The sequence below is a fragment of the Anaerobacillus sp. 63XJN7_5_ISO-PGPR-S23-430 genome (assembly GCF_056173695.1).
The window spans coordinates 2,894,365-2,912,075 of sequence record NZ_CM149686.1; the positions used below are offsets into that span (position 1 = coordinate 2,894,365).

The 17,711-nt window shown below is 41.3% G+C and carries 22 protein-coding genes and 1 other annotated feature; of the genes, 2 read left to right on the top strand and 20 right to left on the bottom strand.

Annotated features, from left to right (window positions below; translation table 11 throughout):
* The first annotated feature begins 13 nt into the window (after positions 1-13).
* Both AC0VYJ_RS15305 and AC0VYJ_RS15310 read left to right on the top strand, forming a co-directional pair.
* Positions 14-1,138 (top strand): IscS subfamily cysteine desulfurase, encoded by a 1,125-nt coding sequence (locus AC0VYJ_RS15305; protein ID WP_475365549.1) that lies wholly within the window; start codon positions 14-16, stop codon positions 1,136-1,138.
* Positions 1,139-1,178: 40 nt separating this feature from the next.
* Entirely contained in the window at positions 1,179-1,724 is a 546-nt protein-coding gene (locus tag AC0VYJ_RS15310; RefSeq protein ID WP_370314245.1) for a transcription repressor NadR, read from the top strand.
* 70 nt (positions 1,725-1,794) lie between these two features.
* Here the strand turns inward: AC0VYJ_RS15310 and pheA are convergent, their stop codons facing one another.
* From pheA to AC0VYJ_RS15410, 20 genes are all read right to left on the bottom strand, one after another.
* On the bottom strand, positions 1,795-2,658 hold the full coding sequence (gene pheA, locus AC0VYJ_RS15315; RefSeq protein WP_194219405.1) for a prephenate dehydratase: 864 nt from the start codon (positions 2,656-2,658) through the stop codon (positions 1,795-1,797).
* Between the two features lie 9 nt (positions 2,659-2,667).
* On the bottom strand, positions 2,668-3,117 hold the full coding sequence (locus AC0VYJ_RS15320) for an ACT domain-containing protein (RefSeq protein WP_194219404.1): 450 nt from the start codon (positions 3,115-3,117) through the stop codon (positions 2,668-2,670).
* Positions 3,118-3,243: 126 nt separating this feature from the next.
* Positions 3,244-4,527 (bottom strand): GTPase ObgE, encoded by a 1,284-nt coding sequence (gene obgE, locus AC0VYJ_RS15325; protein WP_194219403.1) that lies wholly within the window; start codon positions 4,525-4,527, stop codon positions 3,244-3,246.
* 9 nt (positions 4,528-4,536) lie between these two features.
* Positions 4,537-5,070, bottom strand: a complete 534-nt coding sequence (locus AC0VYJ_RS15330) for a Spo0B C-terminal domain-containing protein (protein WP_226614537.1) — start codon at positions 5,068-5,070, stop codon at positions 4,537-4,539.
* Positions 5,071-5,252: 182 nt separating this feature from the next.
* Positions 5,253-5,543, bottom strand: a complete 291-nt coding sequence (rpmA, locus tag AC0VYJ_RS15335; protein WP_098444403.1) for a 50S ribosomal protein L27 — start codon at positions 5,541-5,543, stop codon at positions 5,253-5,255.
* Between the two features lie 13 nt (positions 5,544-5,556).
* Positions 5,557-5,889, bottom strand: a complete 333-nt coding sequence (locus AC0VYJ_RS15340; protein WP_430244036.1) for a ribosomal-processing cysteine protease Prp — start codon at positions 5,887-5,889, stop codon at positions 5,557-5,559.
* Between the two features lie 11 nt (positions 5,890-5,900).
* On the bottom strand, positions 5,901-6,209 hold the full coding sequence (gene rplU / locus AC0VYJ_RS15345) for a 50S ribosomal protein L21 (protein WP_048312605.1): 309 nt from the start codon (positions 6,207-6,209) through the stop codon (positions 5,901-5,903).
* A gap of 12 nt (positions 6,210-6,221) precedes the next feature.
* Positions 6,222-6,296: a sequence feature (ribosomal protein L21 leader region), on the bottom strand.
* Positions 6,297-6,374: 78 nt separating this feature from the next.
* Positions 6,375-7,523, bottom strand: coding sequence for a ribonuclease E/G (locus AC0VYJ_RS15350; RefSeq protein WP_475365550.1), 1,149 nt, complete (start codon positions 7,521-7,523; stop codon positions 6,375-6,377).
* A gap of 31 nt (positions 7,524-7,554) precedes the next feature.
* On the bottom strand, positions 7,555-8,379 hold the full coding sequence (locus AC0VYJ_RS15355; RefSeq protein ID WP_475365551.1) for a M50 family metallopeptidase: 825 nt from the start codon (positions 8,377-8,379) through the stop codon (positions 7,555-7,557).
* Complete coding sequence (locus AC0VYJ_RS15360) at positions 8,379-9,041, bottom strand: peptidoglycan DD-metalloendopeptidase family protein (protein ID WP_475365552.1); 663 nt, start codon at positions 9,039-9,041, stop codon at positions 8,379-8,381. Before AC0VYJ_RS15360 ends, AC0VYJ_RS15355 begins: the two co-directional genes overlap by 1 nt.
* 260 nt (positions 9,042-9,301) lie before the next feature.
* On the bottom strand, positions 9,302-10,102 hold the full coding sequence (gene minD / locus AC0VYJ_RS15365; protein ID WP_194219398.1) for a septum site-determining protein MinD: 801 nt from the start codon (positions 10,100-10,102) through the stop codon (positions 9,302-9,304).
* A gap of 19 nt (positions 10,103-10,121) precedes the next feature.
* Complete coding sequence (gene minC / locus AC0VYJ_RS15370; RefSeq protein WP_475367500.1) at positions 10,122-10,799, bottom strand: septum site-determining protein MinC; 678 nt, start codon at positions 10,797-10,799, stop codon at positions 10,122-10,124.
* Between the two features lie 41 nt (positions 10,800-10,840).
* Entirely contained in the window at positions 10,841-11,386 is a 546-nt protein-coding gene (gene mreD / locus AC0VYJ_RS15375; RefSeq protein ID WP_430244027.1) for a rod shape-determining protein MreD, read from the bottom strand.
* A complete protein-coding gene (mreC, locus tag AC0VYJ_RS15380; RefSeq protein WP_475365553.1) occupies positions 11,383-12,261 on the bottom strand; it encodes a rod shape-determining protein MreC in 879 nt (292 codons plus the stop codon). Before mreC ends, mreD begins: the two co-directional genes overlap by 4 nt.
* Positions 12,262-12,277: 16 nt before the next feature.
* Positions 12,278-13,315 (bottom strand): rod shape-determining protein, encoded by a 1,038-nt coding sequence (locus AC0VYJ_RS15385; RefSeq protein WP_194219395.1) that lies wholly within the window; start codon positions 13,313-13,315, stop codon positions 12,278-12,280.
* 102 nt (positions 13,316-13,417) lie between these two features.
* A complete protein-coding gene (gene radC, locus AC0VYJ_RS15390; RefSeq protein ID WP_194219641.1) occupies positions 13,418-14,089 on the bottom strand; it encodes a RadC family protein in 672 nt (223 codons plus the stop codon).
* Between the two features lie 52 nt (positions 14,090-14,141).
* Positions 14,142-14,720 carry a Maf family protein gene (locus tag AC0VYJ_RS15395; RefSeq protein ID WP_430244024.1) on the bottom strand — a complete coding sequence of 193 codons (579 nt, stop codon included), beginning with the start codon at positions 14,718-14,720 and terminating at the stop codon, positions 14,142-14,144.
* A 249-nt stretch (positions 14,721-14,969) separates the two neighbouring features.
* A complete protein-coding gene (locus AC0VYJ_RS15400) occupies positions 14,970-15,965 on the bottom strand; it encodes an SPOR domain-containing protein (RefSeq protein ID WP_475365554.1) in 996 nt (331 codons plus the stop codon).
* Between the two features lie 335 nt (positions 15,966-16,300).
* Positions 16,301-16,537 (bottom strand): hypothetical protein, encoded by a 237-nt coding sequence (locus AC0VYJ_RS15405; protein WP_475365555.1) that lies wholly within the window; start codon positions 16,535-16,537, stop codon positions 16,301-16,303.
* Between the two features lie 168 nt (positions 16,538-16,705).
* Complete coding sequence (locus tag AC0VYJ_RS15410) at positions 16,706-17,461, bottom strand: prepilin peptidase (RefSeq protein WP_475365556.1); 756 nt, start codon at positions 17,459-17,461, stop codon at positions 16,706-16,708.
* Positions 17,462-17,711: the final 250 nt, after the last annotated feature.

The following is a 17,711-nucleotide window of genomic DNA, read 5'->3' on the forward strand; positions in this document are numbered from 1 at the left end:
CGAGGAGATTAAAATGATTTATTTAGACTACGCAGCTTCAACACCGATGTCAGAAGCTGCAATTGAGGCATATACTCATGCCGCACAGCATTTCTATGCAAATACACAAAGTTCTCATGATGCTGGCACCAACGCTTCTCATTTACTAGAAGCTGCGCGTAGTTCAATCGCCTCTCACATAAATGGCGAACCATCAGGAGTTTATTTTACATCTGGTGGAACAGAATCAAATATACTTGCTCTTAGAAGTTTAGTAAAAATGTATGCTAAAGGACATTTGATTACTTGTGCTGCAGAGCATTCTTCCGTTTTGCATACATTCTCTCAGCTAGAACAGGAAGGATATGAGGTAACATATCTTTCTTATGATCATAATGGGCATGTATTACTTAGTGAATTGTTAAAGACTATTCGTGAAGACACGATTTTAGTATCGGTCGCCTTTGGCAATAGTGAAATAGGATCCGTTCAGTCAATGAAAGAAATCGGAGAAGAACTTGCGAAGCGTCACATTCTTTTCCATACAGATGCGGTACAGGCTTTCGGCAAAATCGCGATTAATGTCAAGGAGATGCATATCTCTGCATTATCCGTTTCATCCCATAAGGTATATGGACCAAAAGGTGTCGGTGCATGCTATATTGCACCGTCTTTAGCATGGAGGCAGAATTTACCCGGAACCGTTCATGAAAAAGGATTTCGCCCTGGTACCGTAAATGTTCCAGGCATTATGTCCTTTGCTGCAGCAGCAGAAGAAACGATTCATGCGTTGAACTCGAACCAAACAAAATATACAAACTTACGTGCCTACCTCGTGAATAAACTTACTCATCCGAATATTGTCATCGAGGGAGAGCAAGGACTACCACATATTATCGGACTTCGAATCAAAGGGATGGAAGGACAATATGTCATGCTAGAGCTGAATCGCAAAGGAATTGCTATTTCAACTGGATCAGCCTGTTCAGTTGGCCAACAGCAGGCTTCAAAGACATTGCGAGCAATGGGAAGATCGGATGATGAAGCTAGAGAGTTAATTCGTATAAGCTTTGGAAAAAGAACTACACAGAAAGAAATAGAGAAAATAGCAGACGTATTTAATGAAATCCTTACACGCACTTCCGTAACAAAGATATAATAAGGGTACACATCGTGGTCTTCGAAAGGAGTTTTCAATAGTGGGACAAGAAGGAGAAAAAATACTGGGTGAGAACAGGAGGTTACTCATTCTTCAATGGCTGAAAGAGAGCGAAAAGCCTTTAACAGGAAGTGATTTATCAAAACGAACCAATGTCAGCAGACAAGTGATTGTCCAGGATATTTCTTTGTTAAAAGCAAGAAATGAACCGATTATCGCTACTTCCCAAGGATATGTCATGTTCTCTTCAGATCGGAAAGATACAAAGCAAGAACAAGTGATTGCATGCAAGCATTTACCAGAAGATACAAAGAATGAACTCTATACAATAGTTGATAACGGAGGGACTGTGAAAGACGTCACCGTTGAGCATCCTCTTTATGGACACTTAACAGCTTCACTTTACGTTGGAAATCGCTTTGAAGCAGATCAATTTCTTTCTAAGCTCTCTATGACAAATGCTTCTCTTTTGTCCGAGCTTACTTCTGGTGTTCATCTTCATACAATCGAAGCAAACTCTAAATCACAGCTTGAGGCTGTTATCAACGCATTAAAACACGAAGGGTTTCTTTTAGAACAGGACTAATTCTAAAAACTTTATTTTCCAATAAAAAAGAACGGCTCAGATGCCGTTCCTTTTTATTGCATTCCTATCGCTATTTATTCGTTACAACAAAGCAGGGGTACTCTCCTAATACAGAAATACCAATACCAAGCGCTTGAATTTCTTCCATTACACCTTTTAAGAGTACATCGCGGTTAGGACGTTCGACATCAATAATAAAGAAATAGTTACCAAGTCCTGTTTTCATTGGGCGAGACTCGATTTTCGTTAAATTGAGATTACGCCATGCAAATGCCGCAAGCACTTGATGGAGGGCTCCAGGATAATCTGAAGGAAGAATAATCTTGTAAGTGACGCGGTCTTCCCGAAATAGGTTAGTTCTCGGGAGTGGTTCAGCCGTTTGATGTAAAACAAGAAAGCGAGTATCATTATCTTCTGTATCATGTATGTCAGCCTGTGCAATGGTTAATCCGTATTTTTCTGCAGCAAGTTCATTACCAATTGCTGCCTCTTCGATCTTTCCGGTACTCTGCACATATTCCGCTGCAGCACTTGTAGACGCTGCATTACTAAGCTCAGCTTGAGCTAACTCCTTTTGGAGAAAAACATGGCATTGGGCTATCGCGTGCGGATGCGAAAGAACTCGAGTAATCTTTGTCCAATCGTTTTGATCAGGATGGATCAGTAAGTGCTGTCGAATTGGCAATACAAGCTCTCCTACGATTGGAAGTGAAACTTGCTGCGAAAGAAGATCAAGCGTCATATTAACGGAGCCTTCAATCGTATTCTCTAGAGGAACAACGCCATAGTCAACAGAACCATTTTCTACTGCTTCAAGGCATGCGCGAATCGTAGGAAAAGGTGTCCGATCCTCGTCTTGAAATAACGTTTTTGCTGCGATTTCTGTAAAAGTTCCTTCTGGTCCAAGAAAACCTATCTTCTTTTGATTATCCATTTTCTCCCCCTATGCTCCAGATCCAATAATTTCAGCATTGTTTACGGCTTCGATGTCTTTAATTTTCTCAAGTAAATTGCTTAAGCGTAAGTTTGTTTCACCAATTTCCATTGTTAAAATAACCGTAGCATAGCCCTGTAGGGGAATCGTCTGGTTAATCGTCAATAAATTGCAACCAAGTGAGGCTACTGTGCTAAGCACTCTAGAAAGCGCTCCTGAACGATCTTCCAAATGAACCGAGAGCGTTACGATCTGTTCAATGATCATCGTATGAAACGGTAAGATTGTGTCACGATATTTATAGAATGCACTCCGACTTACGCCAACTTCATCAATGGCTTCTCGAACTGATTCCACAGTGCCACTTTCAAGAAGAAGCTTGGCTTGCAGCGTTTTCAACATCGAATCAGATAGGACATCTTCCCGAACGAGATAAAAATTCTTATCGTCTTTGCTCATTCTTCCCCTCTCCTCTATCGCGGCCAGCTACGACCGATAATCGTATACCATTCACAGGTTTGCTATGTTCATGTAGCTCTATGTAAAAAAAGACCGCCCTTCCATGAGGACAGTCTTCTCCGTTTATCAGTCTACGAACTCAAATTCGAACTCCAGAATTCGAACCGCATCTCCATCCTCAGCTCCACGCTCTCTTAGCGCATCATCAATTCCCATGCTACGCATTTGTTGCGCGAACCTGCGAACATTGTCTTCTCGGTTAAAGTCTGTCATCTTGAATAGCTTTTCAATTCGTGGTCCGTTAACAACGAATGTTCCGTCGCTATCACGCGTTACAAAGAACTCAGGTGCACCTTTTTCGTGACGGTACATCACGCGAGTCTCTTCTTCCTTCTCTTCATCAAGAGGGAACTCAGGTGTTGTCTCAAGCTTGTCTGCAATTTCAAACAATACTTCCTGGACACCTTGTCGCGTTACAGCAGAAATCGGATAAATCGGGAAATCTTCCTCAAGCTTTTCCTTGAAAATTTCAAGATTTTCTTCAGAATCTGGAAGATCCATTTTATTAGCGACAATGATTTGCGGACGTTCCATTAGACGCATTTTATATTGCTTTAACTCATCATTGATCTTCAAGTAGTCTTCATAAGGGTCTCGCCCTTCCATACCAGACATATCAATGACGTGAACGATAACTCGTGTTCGTTCAATGTGTCGAAGGAACTGATGGCCAAGGCCAACGCCTTCATGAGCGCCCTCAATTAATCCAGGTAAATCAGCCATAACGAAACTGCGTCCATCTTTTGTATCAACAACACCTAGATTGGGTGCAATCGTTGTAAAATGGTATGCTGCAATCTTGGGCTTCGCTGCTGATACTACGGATAGAAGCGTTGACTTACCTACACTAGGAAACCCAACAAGTCCAACATCAGCTAGAACCTTAAGCTCTAAAGTAACATCTTTTTCTTCCCCAGGTTCACCATTCTCTGAAAGCTCTGGTGCCGGGTTAGAAGGTGATGCAAAACGTGAATTCCCACGTCCGCCTCGACCGCCACGCGCTACAGTTGCTCGTTGCCCATGCTCAGTTAGATCCGCAATAACTTCTCCCGTTTCCGCATTAGATACAATTGTACCAGGTGGGACCTTTACAACCATATCTTCTGAATTACGGCCATGCTGATTCTTCGAGCGACCATGCTCACCTGTTTTGGCTTTAAAATGACGATTGTAACGGAAATCCATAAGCGTACGAAGACCTTCTTCTACTTCGAAAATGACGCTTGCGCCTTTTCCTCCATCGCCTCCTGCTGGACCGCCATCCGGTACATATTTCTCTCGACGGAAGGCAACCATACCATTTCCGCCATCGCCTGCTTTAACAAATACTTTGACCTGATCTACAAACATACTTTCACCTCATTTAATCAAAAACGTGCTAACTAGCTCCTGACCCGTTTGCTCTAATTCAATCAATTTAGCGCTTTTCACCTCAGGATTTTCGAACGCCAGCTTGAGCTTGTTTTGATCGGAAACTTCACCTTGAAAATCAAAAACAAGATGAATTTCTTCGTGGTACAACTGAAGCGTTAATAACAAGTGATGATCTGATGGAACTTTCACATGAGAATCAAGCACTGTTGTACATCGAGAGATTAACTCGATAAGATCCGCTTCATAAACGCAAATATCATACTCGTCTCCGATCACTTCAAAATCCAACTGAAATAAATGGTTACACCAGTTAAACGTTAATATATATTCTGCAAGTTTCGGAGCATTTAAATTCGATAATTTTGCTTCCTGTCTCGACTGGATAATAATTTCTTCGATAATTTCCTTTGCCCTGTCTACATGATCCAGCGCAAGGTTTCCCTTGATCAGCTGCAAACGATTTAACCAATCATGACGAGAATGGCGCAGAACGTCAAAGGTATTCCAATTTTTAGACATAATTGCACTCCCAATGCTCTAACCATTTCCTTCATTATAACAATAGATCTTTTCTGTATGTTACTTTGGATTAAAAGAAAACAATCTTACGCGAATTCATTGTGCATCGTCACTTATCCATCTCATTTTCTCCATTATATCAAAAAACTCTAACCGTTCGGTTAGAGTTTTTCTTAAGTTGCTTACGCTTCCTTAGCAACTGGATATACACTTACTTGTTTACGGTCACGTCCAAGACGCTCGAATTTCACGACGCCGTCGATTTTCGCATATAGAGTGTCGTCTCCACCGCGGCCAACGTTTGTACCAGGGTAGATCTTAGTTCCGCGTTGACGGAAAAGAATCGAACCGCCGGATACGAACTCGCCGTCTGCGCTCTTCGCGCCAAGACGCTTGGAGATTGAATCACGGCCGTTTTTTGTACTACCTACACCCTTTTTCGATGCGAAAAACTGTAGATTCATTTTCAACATATTGTCCCACCTCCTATGTGTGAGTAATTTGGATGTGCTTGCCATATTCCTCGGCAATAGCAGAAATGGATACTTCCATTCCTTGAAGGAGAAGTTGAACATTCTCATCTATACGTTGTTCCAGATGATCCGGAACAGTACAGCTGAGGTAGCCGCCTTCATCCTCCATATCAACTATGAGAGTTACATCGCAAAGGGATTCAATCGCATTCACCGTCCCAATCGACACAGCAGAAACACCTGCACAAACTAAATCATAGCCATAAGGGCCAGAATCAGCGTGTCCAGAAAGGGAAAATGAAAGGATGCGATTGTTAGAATCTCGCTTCACCTTGAAACGTATCATCTTAGATATCCTTAAGCGTTAATTTTGTCGATAACTACTTTAGTGTAAGGTTGACGGTGTCCTTGCTTACGACGGTAGTTTTTCTTTGGCTTATATTTATAAACCGTGATTTTCTTACCTTTACCGTGCTTATCAACTTTACCAGTTACAGTAGCGCCATCTAGCATAGGAGAACCAACTTTAATGTCATCTCCACCTACCATTAGCACACGGTCAAAAGTAACCGTTTCACCAGCTTCAGTGTTTAGAAGCTCGATGTAGATTTCTTGACCTTCAGTAACCTTGATTTGTTTACCACCAGTTTCAATAATTGCGTACATACGTGCACCTCCTCTAATACTAAGACTCGCCATTGCAGGTGCTAGAAACTAGCTTAAAAACCTGTTCTTGAGCGGTTGTAGCTCTTTGGGTGCTTCCAAACGAACTAACCACTAAATCATACCACAGCTAAAATTGCCATGTCAATGCGATTAACGTGACTTATTTTACACAAACCGACTTAACGGAAGTCCGGACTTTTTACGTTGCATCTCAAATAGTCCTAGCTTTGTAAATCCTCCAACTTTTAAGCGTTTATCTGTTTCTTCTTTGCTTTTCATTAACGCATGAAGGTTCTGTTGCTCTTCTTTCTCGACTCGTAAAAAATCGACGACAATCAATCCACTAATGTTGCGAAGTCGAAGCTGTTTCGCAATTTCGTCCACCGCTAATCGATTCACTTCGAAATGAGTTTCATTTTTCGTCCCAAGCTTTACTCCTCCAGTATCGACGTCAATAGCTGTCAATGCATGCGTTTCTTCAATATGAAGATTCGCTTTCCCCATTTTAATGGTTTTCTTCATATTCAGAATGGTATCTTCAAGCTTATCAAGCTTTTTTTTCTTCTCATTCAATTCCATCAGGGTCGCATTCTTTGATAAAAGCGGAAAAAACGAGCTAACCGCTTCGGAGGAATTTGCCGCTAAACTACTCACCCGATGAAGGGGGTATAGTTTGCTCACTTCCTCCCCAAGGCCACTGTTTTTTTTCACCATACTAGGCGCTCGTTGTGAAGAGGATTGTTCGAGAATACGCAGCCATTCTTTACGATGAGACTGTAATTCCGCTAAAAGAGCTTCTTCCTTTATGTATCCTGCACTAGTTCTAAAGATAACACCTTCTTGCTCTATACAATATTTATCTGCAAATTGGAGTAGTTCTTCACGATTTGTAGTTAACTGCTTCGATACAGCTGAGTATCCTGCATAAGGCATGTAGACTAAGTGACCCAACGTCAGCTTAATTAGCTCTGTAACAATTGGGCCCTTCCGATCAACGCCTGGATGCTTTACTTGAACAAGAATAGCCTGTCCTTCTTGAACGCATTCAGAAACAGCCGGTAATGGTTCTCCAGCTGTCTTTTTCCCTTGCGCTAAAACAAATTCTTCTCCATTTAATAACCCGGGTTTTCCACTGCCTAAAGAGATAAAGGCGGCGTTTTTGCCATCTAATACGGAAGACACTTTTCCGAGAATAATATCTCCTTGAGAAGGCTTCCTATTCGTCAACGTTTCCGCCCATATATCTGTAAGTTCATTATTTATTTCAATAGCTGCTGCCCGCAATTGATTTCTCTCAAGAACAATTAATCGCATAGCCGTTCTCCTTTAGTAGCTTTTCTTTAGTTTACCTAAATAGCGTTCCCACTGCACAGGCAATTTGATTTTTTTTGAAATAAGCCTCCAGTAAGAAATGTTCATCTGTTTCAATATTCAAATCTTGTATGAGGATATGGTAATGCTTCCCTCGTGAAAAGGTTGCTAGCAAGTCATTTAAGCGCATATCTGGAGCAATTGTAACAACCTGTTTTTTCCCATTAAACGATTTAGAATAGCGTTCAAGTAAAAATCTAAAATAAATATAAGGATGATGTTTCCATTCTTTAAATTGTGATACAGACAGAAACACAATCACCATCCACAAATTAAGATGAAAAGGAAATAATATCGCTGTTAAAATAATAAGAAGTGAAAAGCAAAACAACGAAGAATATAGCATCATTTTGTGAGCCGATTTAAAGGGAAGACGCAAAGAATAAAGAAGAAAGAGGAGCTTCCCGCCATCGAGTGGCCAAATCGGCAGCAAATTAAACAAAAGAATCATGATATTATGAAGCATAAAGAGAGCGAACATGTCATTCCATATTCCCATATAATGGAGCGTCGCGCCAACCCCCATCATCCAAACATGCTGTAACGGCCCTGCGAGAATGACAATAAGCTCTTCTTTCAAGGGACGATTCCCATGTTCATCAACTACGGCTACGCCCCCAAATGGTAATAAAACGATCTCATTGATACGCCATCCTAAAATACGGGCTGCCCCCGCATGCCCTAACTCGTGAATGAGGACAACTAAGAAGAGCAGCAGCATCTCTCTAAACCTACCTGTTAAGATGGAAAGACCAATCGTCATCCAAAATAGTGGATGGATCGTTATCATTTTCACCATTATTTGATTGGCACAACTTGAAGCGGATCAATAAATGCTTCGTTCTTCTTAATGGCAAAATAGAACGTTCCTGTCTTCCCATCATCAGAATTCGACACGCTTCCAAGTTGATCCTTTGTTTGAACAAAATCATAGATCGATACATCCACCGAATCTAGCATCCCATACCATGATTCACTACCATCCGTATGCTGAATCACTACTGTTTGGCCAATTCCTTCTTTCTCACCTGCATATGTCACTACTCCTGCATCGATTGCTTCAACATCGGAGCTTAAAACCGTTTCAACCATGATTCCTTTGCCCGTCGATTCAAAGCTTTCAAGTACTTTTCCGCTCGCAGGAAGGGCATAGCTTGGTGCTTCCCCTACTGAATCAGTTTCAGGCGCTGTCGGGAACAATGCCACAGGATTCCCAAACTTTCCTTCATACCAACTTTTCACAGTGGCAAACTGAAATTCTTCTACCATCATGTCTGACACATACTCCTGAACAGGCGCAACCTTATCGCTCTCTGCTTTAAATAGTATTCCTGCAGCAAGAAACAAGCATGCCGCAACCATCGAGCGCATTAAAAAACTTTGCCTGTTAAAGAGAGGATGGATTTTGACCTCCGTGTTTTGAAAAGAAGATGAAGGGATAGCATCATGACGTCTTTCCATTTGGGGAACTGCTCGCCGCTGTCTTTTTCTTGAATGAAGTCGTTTCCTTACATCATCTAGGTCTCTCCGCATTCTTCACCCAACCTTCCTATAAGTAGTACTCAGTTTATGACTTGTCCTGTGGGGATATGTCATTGAGAATACTTTCTTTCACAAGGAATTGAATGAAATGAAGATCACACAACCGATCAAAAGCCGTCTTACTTTGATAAGGAAGAAGGAATAGCAAGAAACAAAAAAATCCCGGCCGCAGCCGAGATTTAGGAACGCATTCCAAAGAATTTCTTCACTTTACTAAACATCCCTCGTTCTTCCTGGAGAGAAAGAAGCGGAACAGATTCACCTAAAATTCGTCTCGCGATATTGCGATAGGCAATGGATGCTTTTGAACTAGGGTCGAGCGCAATGGGCTCTCCTTTGTTAGATGCTGTAATAACTGTATCGTCATCGCCAACAATGCCAAGTAGATCGATAGCAAGAATAGAAACGATTTCATCTACATCTAGCATTTCTCCACTTTCCATCATATGGTTTCGGATACGATTAACAACAAGTTTTGGTGCTTCAATACCTTCTTCTTTTTCAAGAAGGCCTATAATACGATCAGCATCTCGAACAGCCGACGTTTCGGGAGTTGTGACTACAACCGATTTATCCGCGCCTGCAATCGCATTCTTAAAGCCCTGCTCAATGCCAGCAGGACAGTCAATGAGAACATAGTCATAATCCTGCTTTAACTCACCAATAATCTTCTTCATTTGCTCTGGCTGCACAGCAGATTTATCTTTCGTTTGAGCTGCAGGTAGCATATAAAGCGCTTCAAAACGCTTATCTTTTATTAACGCTTGATGTAGTCGACATCGCTCTTCAGCAACATCGACAAGATCGTAAATAATACGATTTTCAAGTCCCATGACTACATCAAGATTTCGAAGACCTATATCTGTATCTACCAGACATACTTTTTTCCCCGATAGTGCAAGAGCTGTCCCAATGTTTGCTGTCGTTGTGGTCTTACCCACACCACCTTTTCCGGAAGTAATGACGATAGCGTCTCCCACACAACATTCCCCTTTCTGTCTACAACCTAGTCAAATTCGGTCGAACTTTAGTCAGTATTTGAACGCGATCAACGCTAATTTCAGATTGCCCGTCCTTAACAAAAGCACATTCTGCTTCATGAATACTTACTCCTGCTTGATCAGGTGGCCTGCTTATTAGTTCAGCGATTTTCAACTGAGATGGCTTCATAACAGATGCCGTAATCACGGCATTTATATCGCCATAAGCCCCTGCATGTGCGATGCCTCTAAGCGAACCCATTACGAATATATTCCCTGCAGCTATTACGGTGCCACCAGGATTAACGTCGCCAATCAAAAGAAGGTCTCCTTCTACTTCAAGTACCTGTCCGGAACGAACGGTTCTCGAAACAGATGTTACAGTTGTTCTTTTTCGCTCTGCTTCCGCTTCACTCCGAGAGATGACATTTGAATCAATCCGATCAACTTCAAGGTTTTGCTTAGATTGAATCATGGCACGAAGCTCTTCTTCTTGTTTGTCTGTTAAATATCGATTACCCAATTTAAGGGTAACAGTAATCGTATGACCTTCCGTCTGCTGTATATGACGAGCGGAAAGTTTTTCATCAAGTTCATTTATAACATCACGAAAAGCGCAAGAATCATCTAGAATCAGATTCAAGCCATCTTTCGTTCCTTTAATCGTGACAAAATGCTGTGTTTGCTTTTGTACCATAGACAATTTCATTCACCTCAACATAGAATAATTCAACGTTGCTAAAGGAAACTCCTTCTTTTGGCCTGATTTTCTTGTCTACGGTTTTCCGATAAATCATCCAGCAACCGTTTAACAGGATAGTAAACAATAAGCAAAAAGATTCCATTTAAAAGTAATGAAGGAAGATAGCGTTTGTAGAAAAAGGAAGAGAAAGAAAGATCCGTTACATTAATAAGTGAAAATAGTTCATACACATAGAATTCCACCAATGATACGCCCAGTAAACCGAGGATAAGCGTTGTAAACCAATTCAGGTGAAATACTTTCGATAAATAACCGATTATGTAGGCTGCAACAGACATTCCAAACATATAGACACCAACAAGATCCGTGTAGATCAAATCGTGCAATAGACCAAATACGACACCGTACACTACACCATAAGCAGGGGAGAGAATCATTCCAATCATAATCACAATCACCGTAACAAAACGTGGGATTAATTGAAATTCAAATCCAAATTGCTCAGGGGCAAACACCTGAAAAACGGTACCTTCAAGAAGAAAAAGAACAAATAGCGTTCCAATTAGAAGAAAACGCCTCATTCCTCTTCACCTTCTCCGTCATCAGGCGTAACATCCTGCGCTCCACGATCGATTACCATAACATTGTTAATATCATATAAATCGGCCGCTGGTTTCACATAAGCCGTCTGAGTCGTTCCAACGTTGTCTGTTTCAACATCTACAATTTCCCCGATGACAATACCTCGTGGAAAAATGCCTCCATTACCTGCCGTAATAACAGTTTGACCTTTTTCAACCTTTGTATCTACTGGAATTTTCGAGAACATAAGCACTTCTTTTTCAGTATCATAACCTTCTATTGTACCGAAAACGTTCTTATCTTCTTGAGTCATAGCAGCGATTCGATTCGTCCGGTCTACATCACTCACTAGCTGGACAGTCGATGAAAAAGGCTGAACGTTTTTCACTTTACCGATTAATCCATCCGGTGTGGCAACAGCCATATCCGCTTCTACCCCGTCCTGTTTACCTTTATCAATCGTTAATAAATCATTCCACCGATCTGGAGATCTTGCAATCATATTTGCGTGAAATGTTTGATAGCTAGCTAACCCAGTTGATGAATCGATGTTTAATTCGCTTTTTAAGTCTTCATTTTCCTTCTTCACTGTTTTGAGCTCTTCTGAGACAGCAACAAATTCATTAAGTCTCGATTTCAATAGCTCATTTTCTTCGTACATGTCCTTCATATCACCAATACTCTCAAATAAACCCGCTACTGAATTAGCGGGTTTATAGAAGATTGATTGAAGCCAGCCAACGGAATCTTTGAAAAATTGCTCCGGCATCGTGAGAGCATCACGTTCTTTCATAGACGTCCCAATTAACGCTACAAGAATAATGATACTGACAAGTAATACAATGAGTCGTTTATTCGAAAAAAATTGTGGCATGCCTTACACCTTCCAACTACTTCTGTTTTGAGCGGGAAGTAATACCAGCTCTAGATTTGAACAGATGAATATTTTCTAGCGCACGCCCAGTACCAATCGCTACGCACTCAAGCGGATTCTCAGCTACAATAACAGGCATTTTTGTTTCATCGCTAATCACCTGATCCAAGTTACGAAGCAATGCACCACCGCCTGTAAGAACAATTCCACGATCCATAATATCTGCTGCAAGTTCTGGCGGTGTTTTCTCAAGTGTTACTTTAACAGCTTCCATAATGCTATTAACCGTATCACGAAGAGCGCCCGACACTTCATCAGCGGATACGCTGATCGTCTTTGGAAGACCCGTTACAAGGTCACGTCCACGAATATCCATCGCTTCAATACCTTCTGTCGTTCCAGCAGATCCGATTTCAAGCTTAAGCTGTTCAGCTGTACGCTCACCAATCATTAAATTGTATGTTTTCTTCACATATTGAATGATAGACTCGTCCATCTCATCACCAGCAATGCGAATCGATTCACTTGTAACGATTCCACCTAATGAGATGATCGCAACTTCTGTTGTTCCTCCACCAATATCGACAACCATACTACCAGTTGGTTCCCAAACTGGTAGATCAGCTCCGATTGCGGCTGCAAACGGCTCTTCAATTGTATAAGGTTCACGTGCTCCAGCTTGACGAGTTGCATCTTCTACTGCTCTTTTTTCGACAGCCGTGATCCCTGAAGGTACACAAACCATCACGTTTGGCTTACGTGCGAACACAGAACGGTTTTTCTGTGCCTGTTGAATAAAATATTTTAGCATTGTAGCCGTTGTTTCAAAATCAGCAATAACGCCATCTTTCATTGGACGAAGTGCAACGATATTACCCGGTGTACGTCCAATCATGTTCTTTGCGTCGTTTCCGACTGCTTCAATAGAACCTGTATCTGTACGAAGTGCCACAACTGATGGCTCTCGAACAACAACGCCTTTTCCTTTTACATATGCCAGCGTATTAGCTGTACCTAAATCTATTCCCATATCTCTTGAAAATCCACCAAACATTTATGTTAAATCTCCCTTCAATTCAAGCAAAACTCATAAATATGATTATACTGCATCAGTATTGAAAACGGTAGTGGGAATACGTGCTATCCCACGTCCGATTTATACATACCCTTTTTCTTTTAAACTAATAAACTTCTGATCTCCGATAATAATATGATCTAGCATATCAATACCAAGCATTTTACCACATTCTGCAAGACGTTTTGTCACTTCAATATCTTCTCTGCTCGGTGTTGGATCACCGCTCGGATGATTATGAAAACAAATTAATGAAGCTGCCGACCGCCTAAATGCTTCACGAAAGACCTCACGCGGATGAACAATCGATGCGTTTAGACTTCCAACAAAGACAGTTTGACGATGCAGTACCTGATTCTTCGTATTTAAGTATAAGCAAACAAAATGTTCTTGTGATAGGAAGCGCATGTCTTCCATCACATAATTCGCACCATCTTCAGGAGAACGAATCGTATAGCGCTCTTCTAATTGAAGGCGGCTAACTCTTCTACCGAGCTCCATCGCTGCGATTAGCTGAACCGCTTTAGCAGTTCCAACGCCGTTTAGAGACGTTAACTCTTCAATACTTGCATCTTTCAGAAGTCGAAGTCCTTCAAAGTTCTGGATAATGCGATAAGAAAGCTGAAGTACTGACTCCTGCTTTGTTCCTGTCCTGAGGATAATAGCTAATAATTCTTGATTGGATAAGGTCTCAGGACCATCCTTCATCAGACGCTCTCTCGGGCGCTCTTCTTCAGGATAATCTCGAATCATTAAAGGTGTTTTCAACAACACGCTTCCTCCCTGGATTCATCTTCATGACTGACTACCGCTGAATCTCCGGAACAATTCCAAACGCACGAAGCTCTCGTAGCGTTTTCGAAATAGGAAGCCCTACCACACTATAATAATCACCATGAATTCGCTTCACAAAGGCGGCACCGAAACCCTGTATGCCATAACCTCCCGCTTTATCAAAAGGCTCTCCTGTATCCAGATAATTCTCAATCTCCTGATCTGTTAACTCCCAGAATTCTACTTCAGTTGCTTCAAAGAATTGAGAACTTCGTTCACTGGATAGAATGGCCACACCTGAATAAACGACGTGAGATCGTCCTGATAAGGCTTTAAGCATCTGCCTCGCATGCTCGCGGCTATCAGGTTTTCCAAGGACCTCATGGTCGAGTGTAACAACCGTATCTGCACCTAGCACGACAGCATCTGAAGTATTTGTATACACTTCATTTGCTTTCCCTAAGGCAAGCTGTTTCACAAGTTCTGAAGGTGGGACAGATTGAGAGAGATGCTCTTCAAAGCGGCTAACGATAATCTCAAATTGGAGATTCATTTGATCTAGAAGTTCTTTTCTTCGTGGAGACCCTGAGGCTAAGACGAGGCGCTTCATTTTACCACCCTTTTTGTAAATGATTCATAAGTGGGAAAAGGGCTTGATAACAGCTTATCAAATCCCTTTTCTTTCCACAATTTAATTTTCTAACGTTCCTCTACATTTTTCGTTTTCTTTCGTTTCTGTATGTGCATACAGTTTAAATTTGTTTAATCTTATTTTAATTCGTTAAGAAAAAGTCGTTAGGGAGGGTCGCTCCCAATACTCATATCGTACCGTTAATTGAGAATCTCCGCAAATAACTGATTATTTCAACCTTTCCACTACATTTTGAAATGCTACCATCCCGTCTAATAAATGCTGCTGAGCAACCCATAAAGACGGTACTGTTTCGTCAGAAGCGTACATTTCAAGTTCCTCCAAAGCACTGTTCAGACTTTGTTCAAGCTCTTTCCCGCCGATTTTATCCCACTCTTTTCTCCCCGAGCCACTCTCATTCCAGGCTTCAACTTCTTTTTTTATGTCACTCATTTCAGCTTCTTTCAGCTTTCCATCAGATAATGCGACAAGATCTAGCGTCGTTAATTTTTCGAGCAACGCTTTGCCTTCCTTCATCTGACCCGCCATTTCGTCACTCACAGATGCTTTCTGACCATCAATCGACCACACCTTCTTATAGACATCCTGTCCTTTTCCTTCATAATAAGCTCCAAGTGCATCCTGTCCTTCAGCAGAAGGAGATACACCTATAAACAAATAGTATTTCTCTCCTTTAAAAATAGCTGCCGGAAATCCATTCTCTTTTAACTTGTCTTGAAACTCCTTCGCAGACTCCTCTGTTTCATAAGCTCCAGATTGAACTACGTGAAAATCTAATGATAAGTCCAAATCCGTGGTCGTTGTAGCTGCTTCTTCATATCCATCATCTATCGTCGCCACGCTATCCCCACTGAATACCATTAATAAACCAAATCCAAATAAAATCCCAAGAATAATAGCAAAAGCAGCGGAAGCCACCACTTTCTTTTGTAGTGTAATAATAGGTTTCTTATTAACTAAGTGTTTTTTCTTTTTGCGTCCAACTGGGAGCCTTGGACTTTTCTTTTCATAAAAAGCTCCAGCTTTTTTTTGAATGTGCCTCTTTTTAAGTTCTACTATTTTCCTCGAATCACGCCGTTCGGGTAAAATCCACTCAAATTCCTTCTCCTCAGCTGCTGCGCTTTCTTCTTTATGTGTTTCGGGAGGCTCGCTTTTCTCCTCATCATTTAATCGGATTGAAATCGTCCGTCTCTCCTTATCCATAATCATCCTCCTCGGTACCGGCTTGTACTACAGTCTATGAATTCTGACGAAATACTAGAACTGAAAATACTAGAGTAGATCAGGATAATTCAGACGATAAAAAGAAGCCTCCGTTAACCGACAAAGGCTTCCTCCACTTGCTATATCACTTGTGATTATAAAAACATCATTACTCCGAAGCTTCTTCTTTATCAACCTTTTCATACAATGGATTGTCTTTATCTGCAGGTTCTGGATAATCAATCGATGGCGTTTGCTCTGCTAGATCCGTTAAGGTGGGATGTGAAAAGTAGCTACATTCGCCGTATATGTTAACTCATTTTTCTCAGCTTCATCTAGCAACACAGCATCCGTTTCACTAATCTACTCATAATCAAAACGAAATTCAGAAAAAGAAACGTGATGCTCGCCCCAAATTCAAGGTACAAGTAGCCTTTAATGTCATCGTTAGAAATGGCTCGCGGGATCTTCTCATAACGGAAAACAAGATAGGCATTAGGCACAAGAAAAACGACCCGCTTCCCTTTAATTCCCCACTCTTCTAAAATCACGAAGAGCGTATCACACTCCATAATTTTCCGTCCTTAACAAACCCTTCAGGTATAAATCGTTCCTGATAAGAACGAATCCCCATCGTAGAAGGCGCGAGCTCTACCACCCGAATCACATGATCATGCAGAATCAAACTAATCTGCTTTTTTTGGCTTGAAATTAAAAAGTCCTATCGTTTATTCCCTCCATCATGAAAGAAAACTAAAATACCAGCGCAAAATTTGTTCGCCATAAAAATACGTTAAGATCGCGCCTAGCGCTATCGATGGCCCAAACGGAATGTGCTGCTTTCGCTTTACTCTTCCAGTCGATAGCGCTGTTACGCCAATGATCGTGCCACATAAAGTAGAAAAGAAAAACACAAGAAGTAATTCCTGATAACCAAATACGAAGCCTAGTACCGCAAATAATTTAATGTCACCGCCCCCCATTCCCCCTTTACTAATAACAGCAATGAGAAGGAGTAATAAAAATCCTCCAGCCGCTCCAATAAAAGGGCTATACCACGGATCCATTGGAACAAGGATTCGACCAACAATAAAGTAAGCAGCAAAAAAGAGAAGAATACGATCTGGAATAAGCATATAGGTGATATCTGAAACAAAAATAATCACAAGAAGCGAAATCAATCCATAAGAAATGATCAATTCTTTTGACCATCCCACTAAAAACGGTGCAATCGTAAAAAGAAGTGCCGTAGCGAATTCAACACTGGCGTAAATAGGTGAAATGCGTGACGCACAGCCTTTGCATTTCCCGCGCTGGAATAAATATGAGAAAACCGGCACAAGCTCAAGCAGTGAAAGCTCTCGTTCACATGTTGGACAGGATGAGCGAGGGGCCACAATCGATCGTTTGACAGGCACCCGCAGACCTACGACATTATAAAAAGACCCAAGCGCAAGCCCAACTAGAAATAAATAACTATGTAAAATGCCCCCCATATGTTCCCCCCCCCCTCTTCGAAAGAGTTTAGTAGGTTAAGAAAAACGGTATGTATATAAAGTGATTTCAGGATTAATAGTTGTTTTAATGCTATTAAAGTGAAACGAAAATCACCTTACCCATATATCAACAAATATTAGAAATGCGGTTATGGCTATTTCCAACAAAGAAATTTTCAAGAAAATGTACCCCCACCGACTACAAATCACTTACCAACCAACGATACTCAGAACATCTTCCTACTTCAAG

Excerpts from the sequence above, each read along its gene's own strand:
- AC0VYJ_RS15405 (WP_475365555.1), bottom strand. The coding sequence starts at position 16,537 with ATGGAGTGTGATACGCTCTTCGTGATTTTAGAAGAGTGGGGAATTAAA.
- AC0VYJ_RS15355 (WP_475365551.1), bottom strand. The coding sequence starts at position 8,379 with ATGGTGAAAATGATAACGATCCATCCACTATTTTGGATGACGATTGGT.
- AC0VYJ_RS15305 (WP_475365549.1), top strand. The coding sequence starts at position 14 with ATGATTTATTTAGACTACGCAGCTTCAACACCGATGTCAGAAGCTGCA.
- AC0VYJ_RS15330 (WP_226614537.1), bottom strand. The coding sequence starts at position 5,070 with ATGTCTAAAAATTGGAATACCTTTGACGTTCTGCGCCATTCTCGTCAT.
- AC0VYJ_RS15360 (WP_475365552.1), bottom strand. The coding sequence starts at position 9,041 with ATGGAAAGACGTCATGATGCTATCCCTTCATCTTCTTTTCAAAACACG.
- mreD (WP_430244027.1), bottom strand. The coding sequence starts at position 11,386 with ATGAGGCGTTTTCTTCTAATTGGAACGCTATTTGTTCTTTTTCTTCTT.
- AC0VYJ_RS15395 (WP_430244024.1), bottom strand. The coding sequence starts at position 14,720 with ATGAAGCGCCTCGTCTTAGCCTCAGGGTCTCCACGAAGAAAAGAACTT.
- rplU (WP_048312605.1), bottom strand. The coding sequence starts at position 6,209 with ATGTACGCAATTATTGAAACTGGTGGTAAACAAATCAAGGTTACTGAA.
- mreC (WP_475365553.1), bottom strand. The coding sequence starts at position 12,261 with ATGCCACAATTTTTTTCGAATAAACGACTCATTGTATTACTTGTCAGT.
- AC0VYJ_RS15340 (WP_430244036.1), bottom strand. The coding sequence starts at position 5,889 with ATGATACGTTTCAAGGTGAAGCGAGATTCTAACAATCGCATCCTTTCA.
- pheA (WP_194219405.1), bottom strand. The coding sequence starts at position 2,658 with ATGGATAATCAAAAGAAGATAGGTTTTCTTGGACCAGAAGGAACTTTT.
- minC (WP_475367500.1), bottom strand. The coding sequence starts at position 10,799 with ATGGTACAAAAGCAAACACAGCATTTTGTCACGATTAAAGGAACGAAA.
- AC0VYJ_RS15385 (WP_194219395.1), bottom strand. The coding sequence starts at position 13,315 with ATGTTTGGTGGATTTTCAAGAGATATGGGAATAGATTTAGGTACAGCT.
- AC0VYJ_RS15410 (WP_475365556.1), bottom strand. The coding sequence starts at position 17,461 with ATGGGGGGCATTTTACATAGTTATTTATTTCTAGTTGGGCTTGCGCTT.
- AC0VYJ_RS15320 (WP_194219404.1), bottom strand. The coding sequence starts at position 3,117 with ATGAGCAAAGACGATAAGAATTTTTATCTCGTTCGGGAAGATGTCCTA.
- radC (WP_194219641.1), bottom strand. The coding sequence starts at position 14,089 with ATGATTCGAGATTATCCTGAAGAAGAGCGCCCGAGAGAGCGTCTGATG.
- AC0VYJ_RS15400 (WP_475365554.1), bottom strand. The coding sequence starts at position 15,965 with ATGGATAAGGAGAGACGGACGATTTCAATCCGATTAAATGATGAGGAG.
- AC0VYJ_RS15350 (WP_475365550.1), bottom strand. The coding sequence starts at position 7,523 with ATGCGATTAATTGTTCTTGAGAGAAATCAATTGCGGGCAGCAGCTATT.
- obgE (WP_194219403.1), bottom strand. The coding sequence starts at position 4,527 with ATGTTTGTAGATCAGGTCAAAGTATTTGTTAAAGCAGGCGATGGCGGA.
- rpmA (WP_098444403.1), bottom strand. The coding sequence starts at position 5,543 with ATGTTGAAAATGAATCTACAGTTTTTCGCATCGAAAAAGGGTGTAGGT.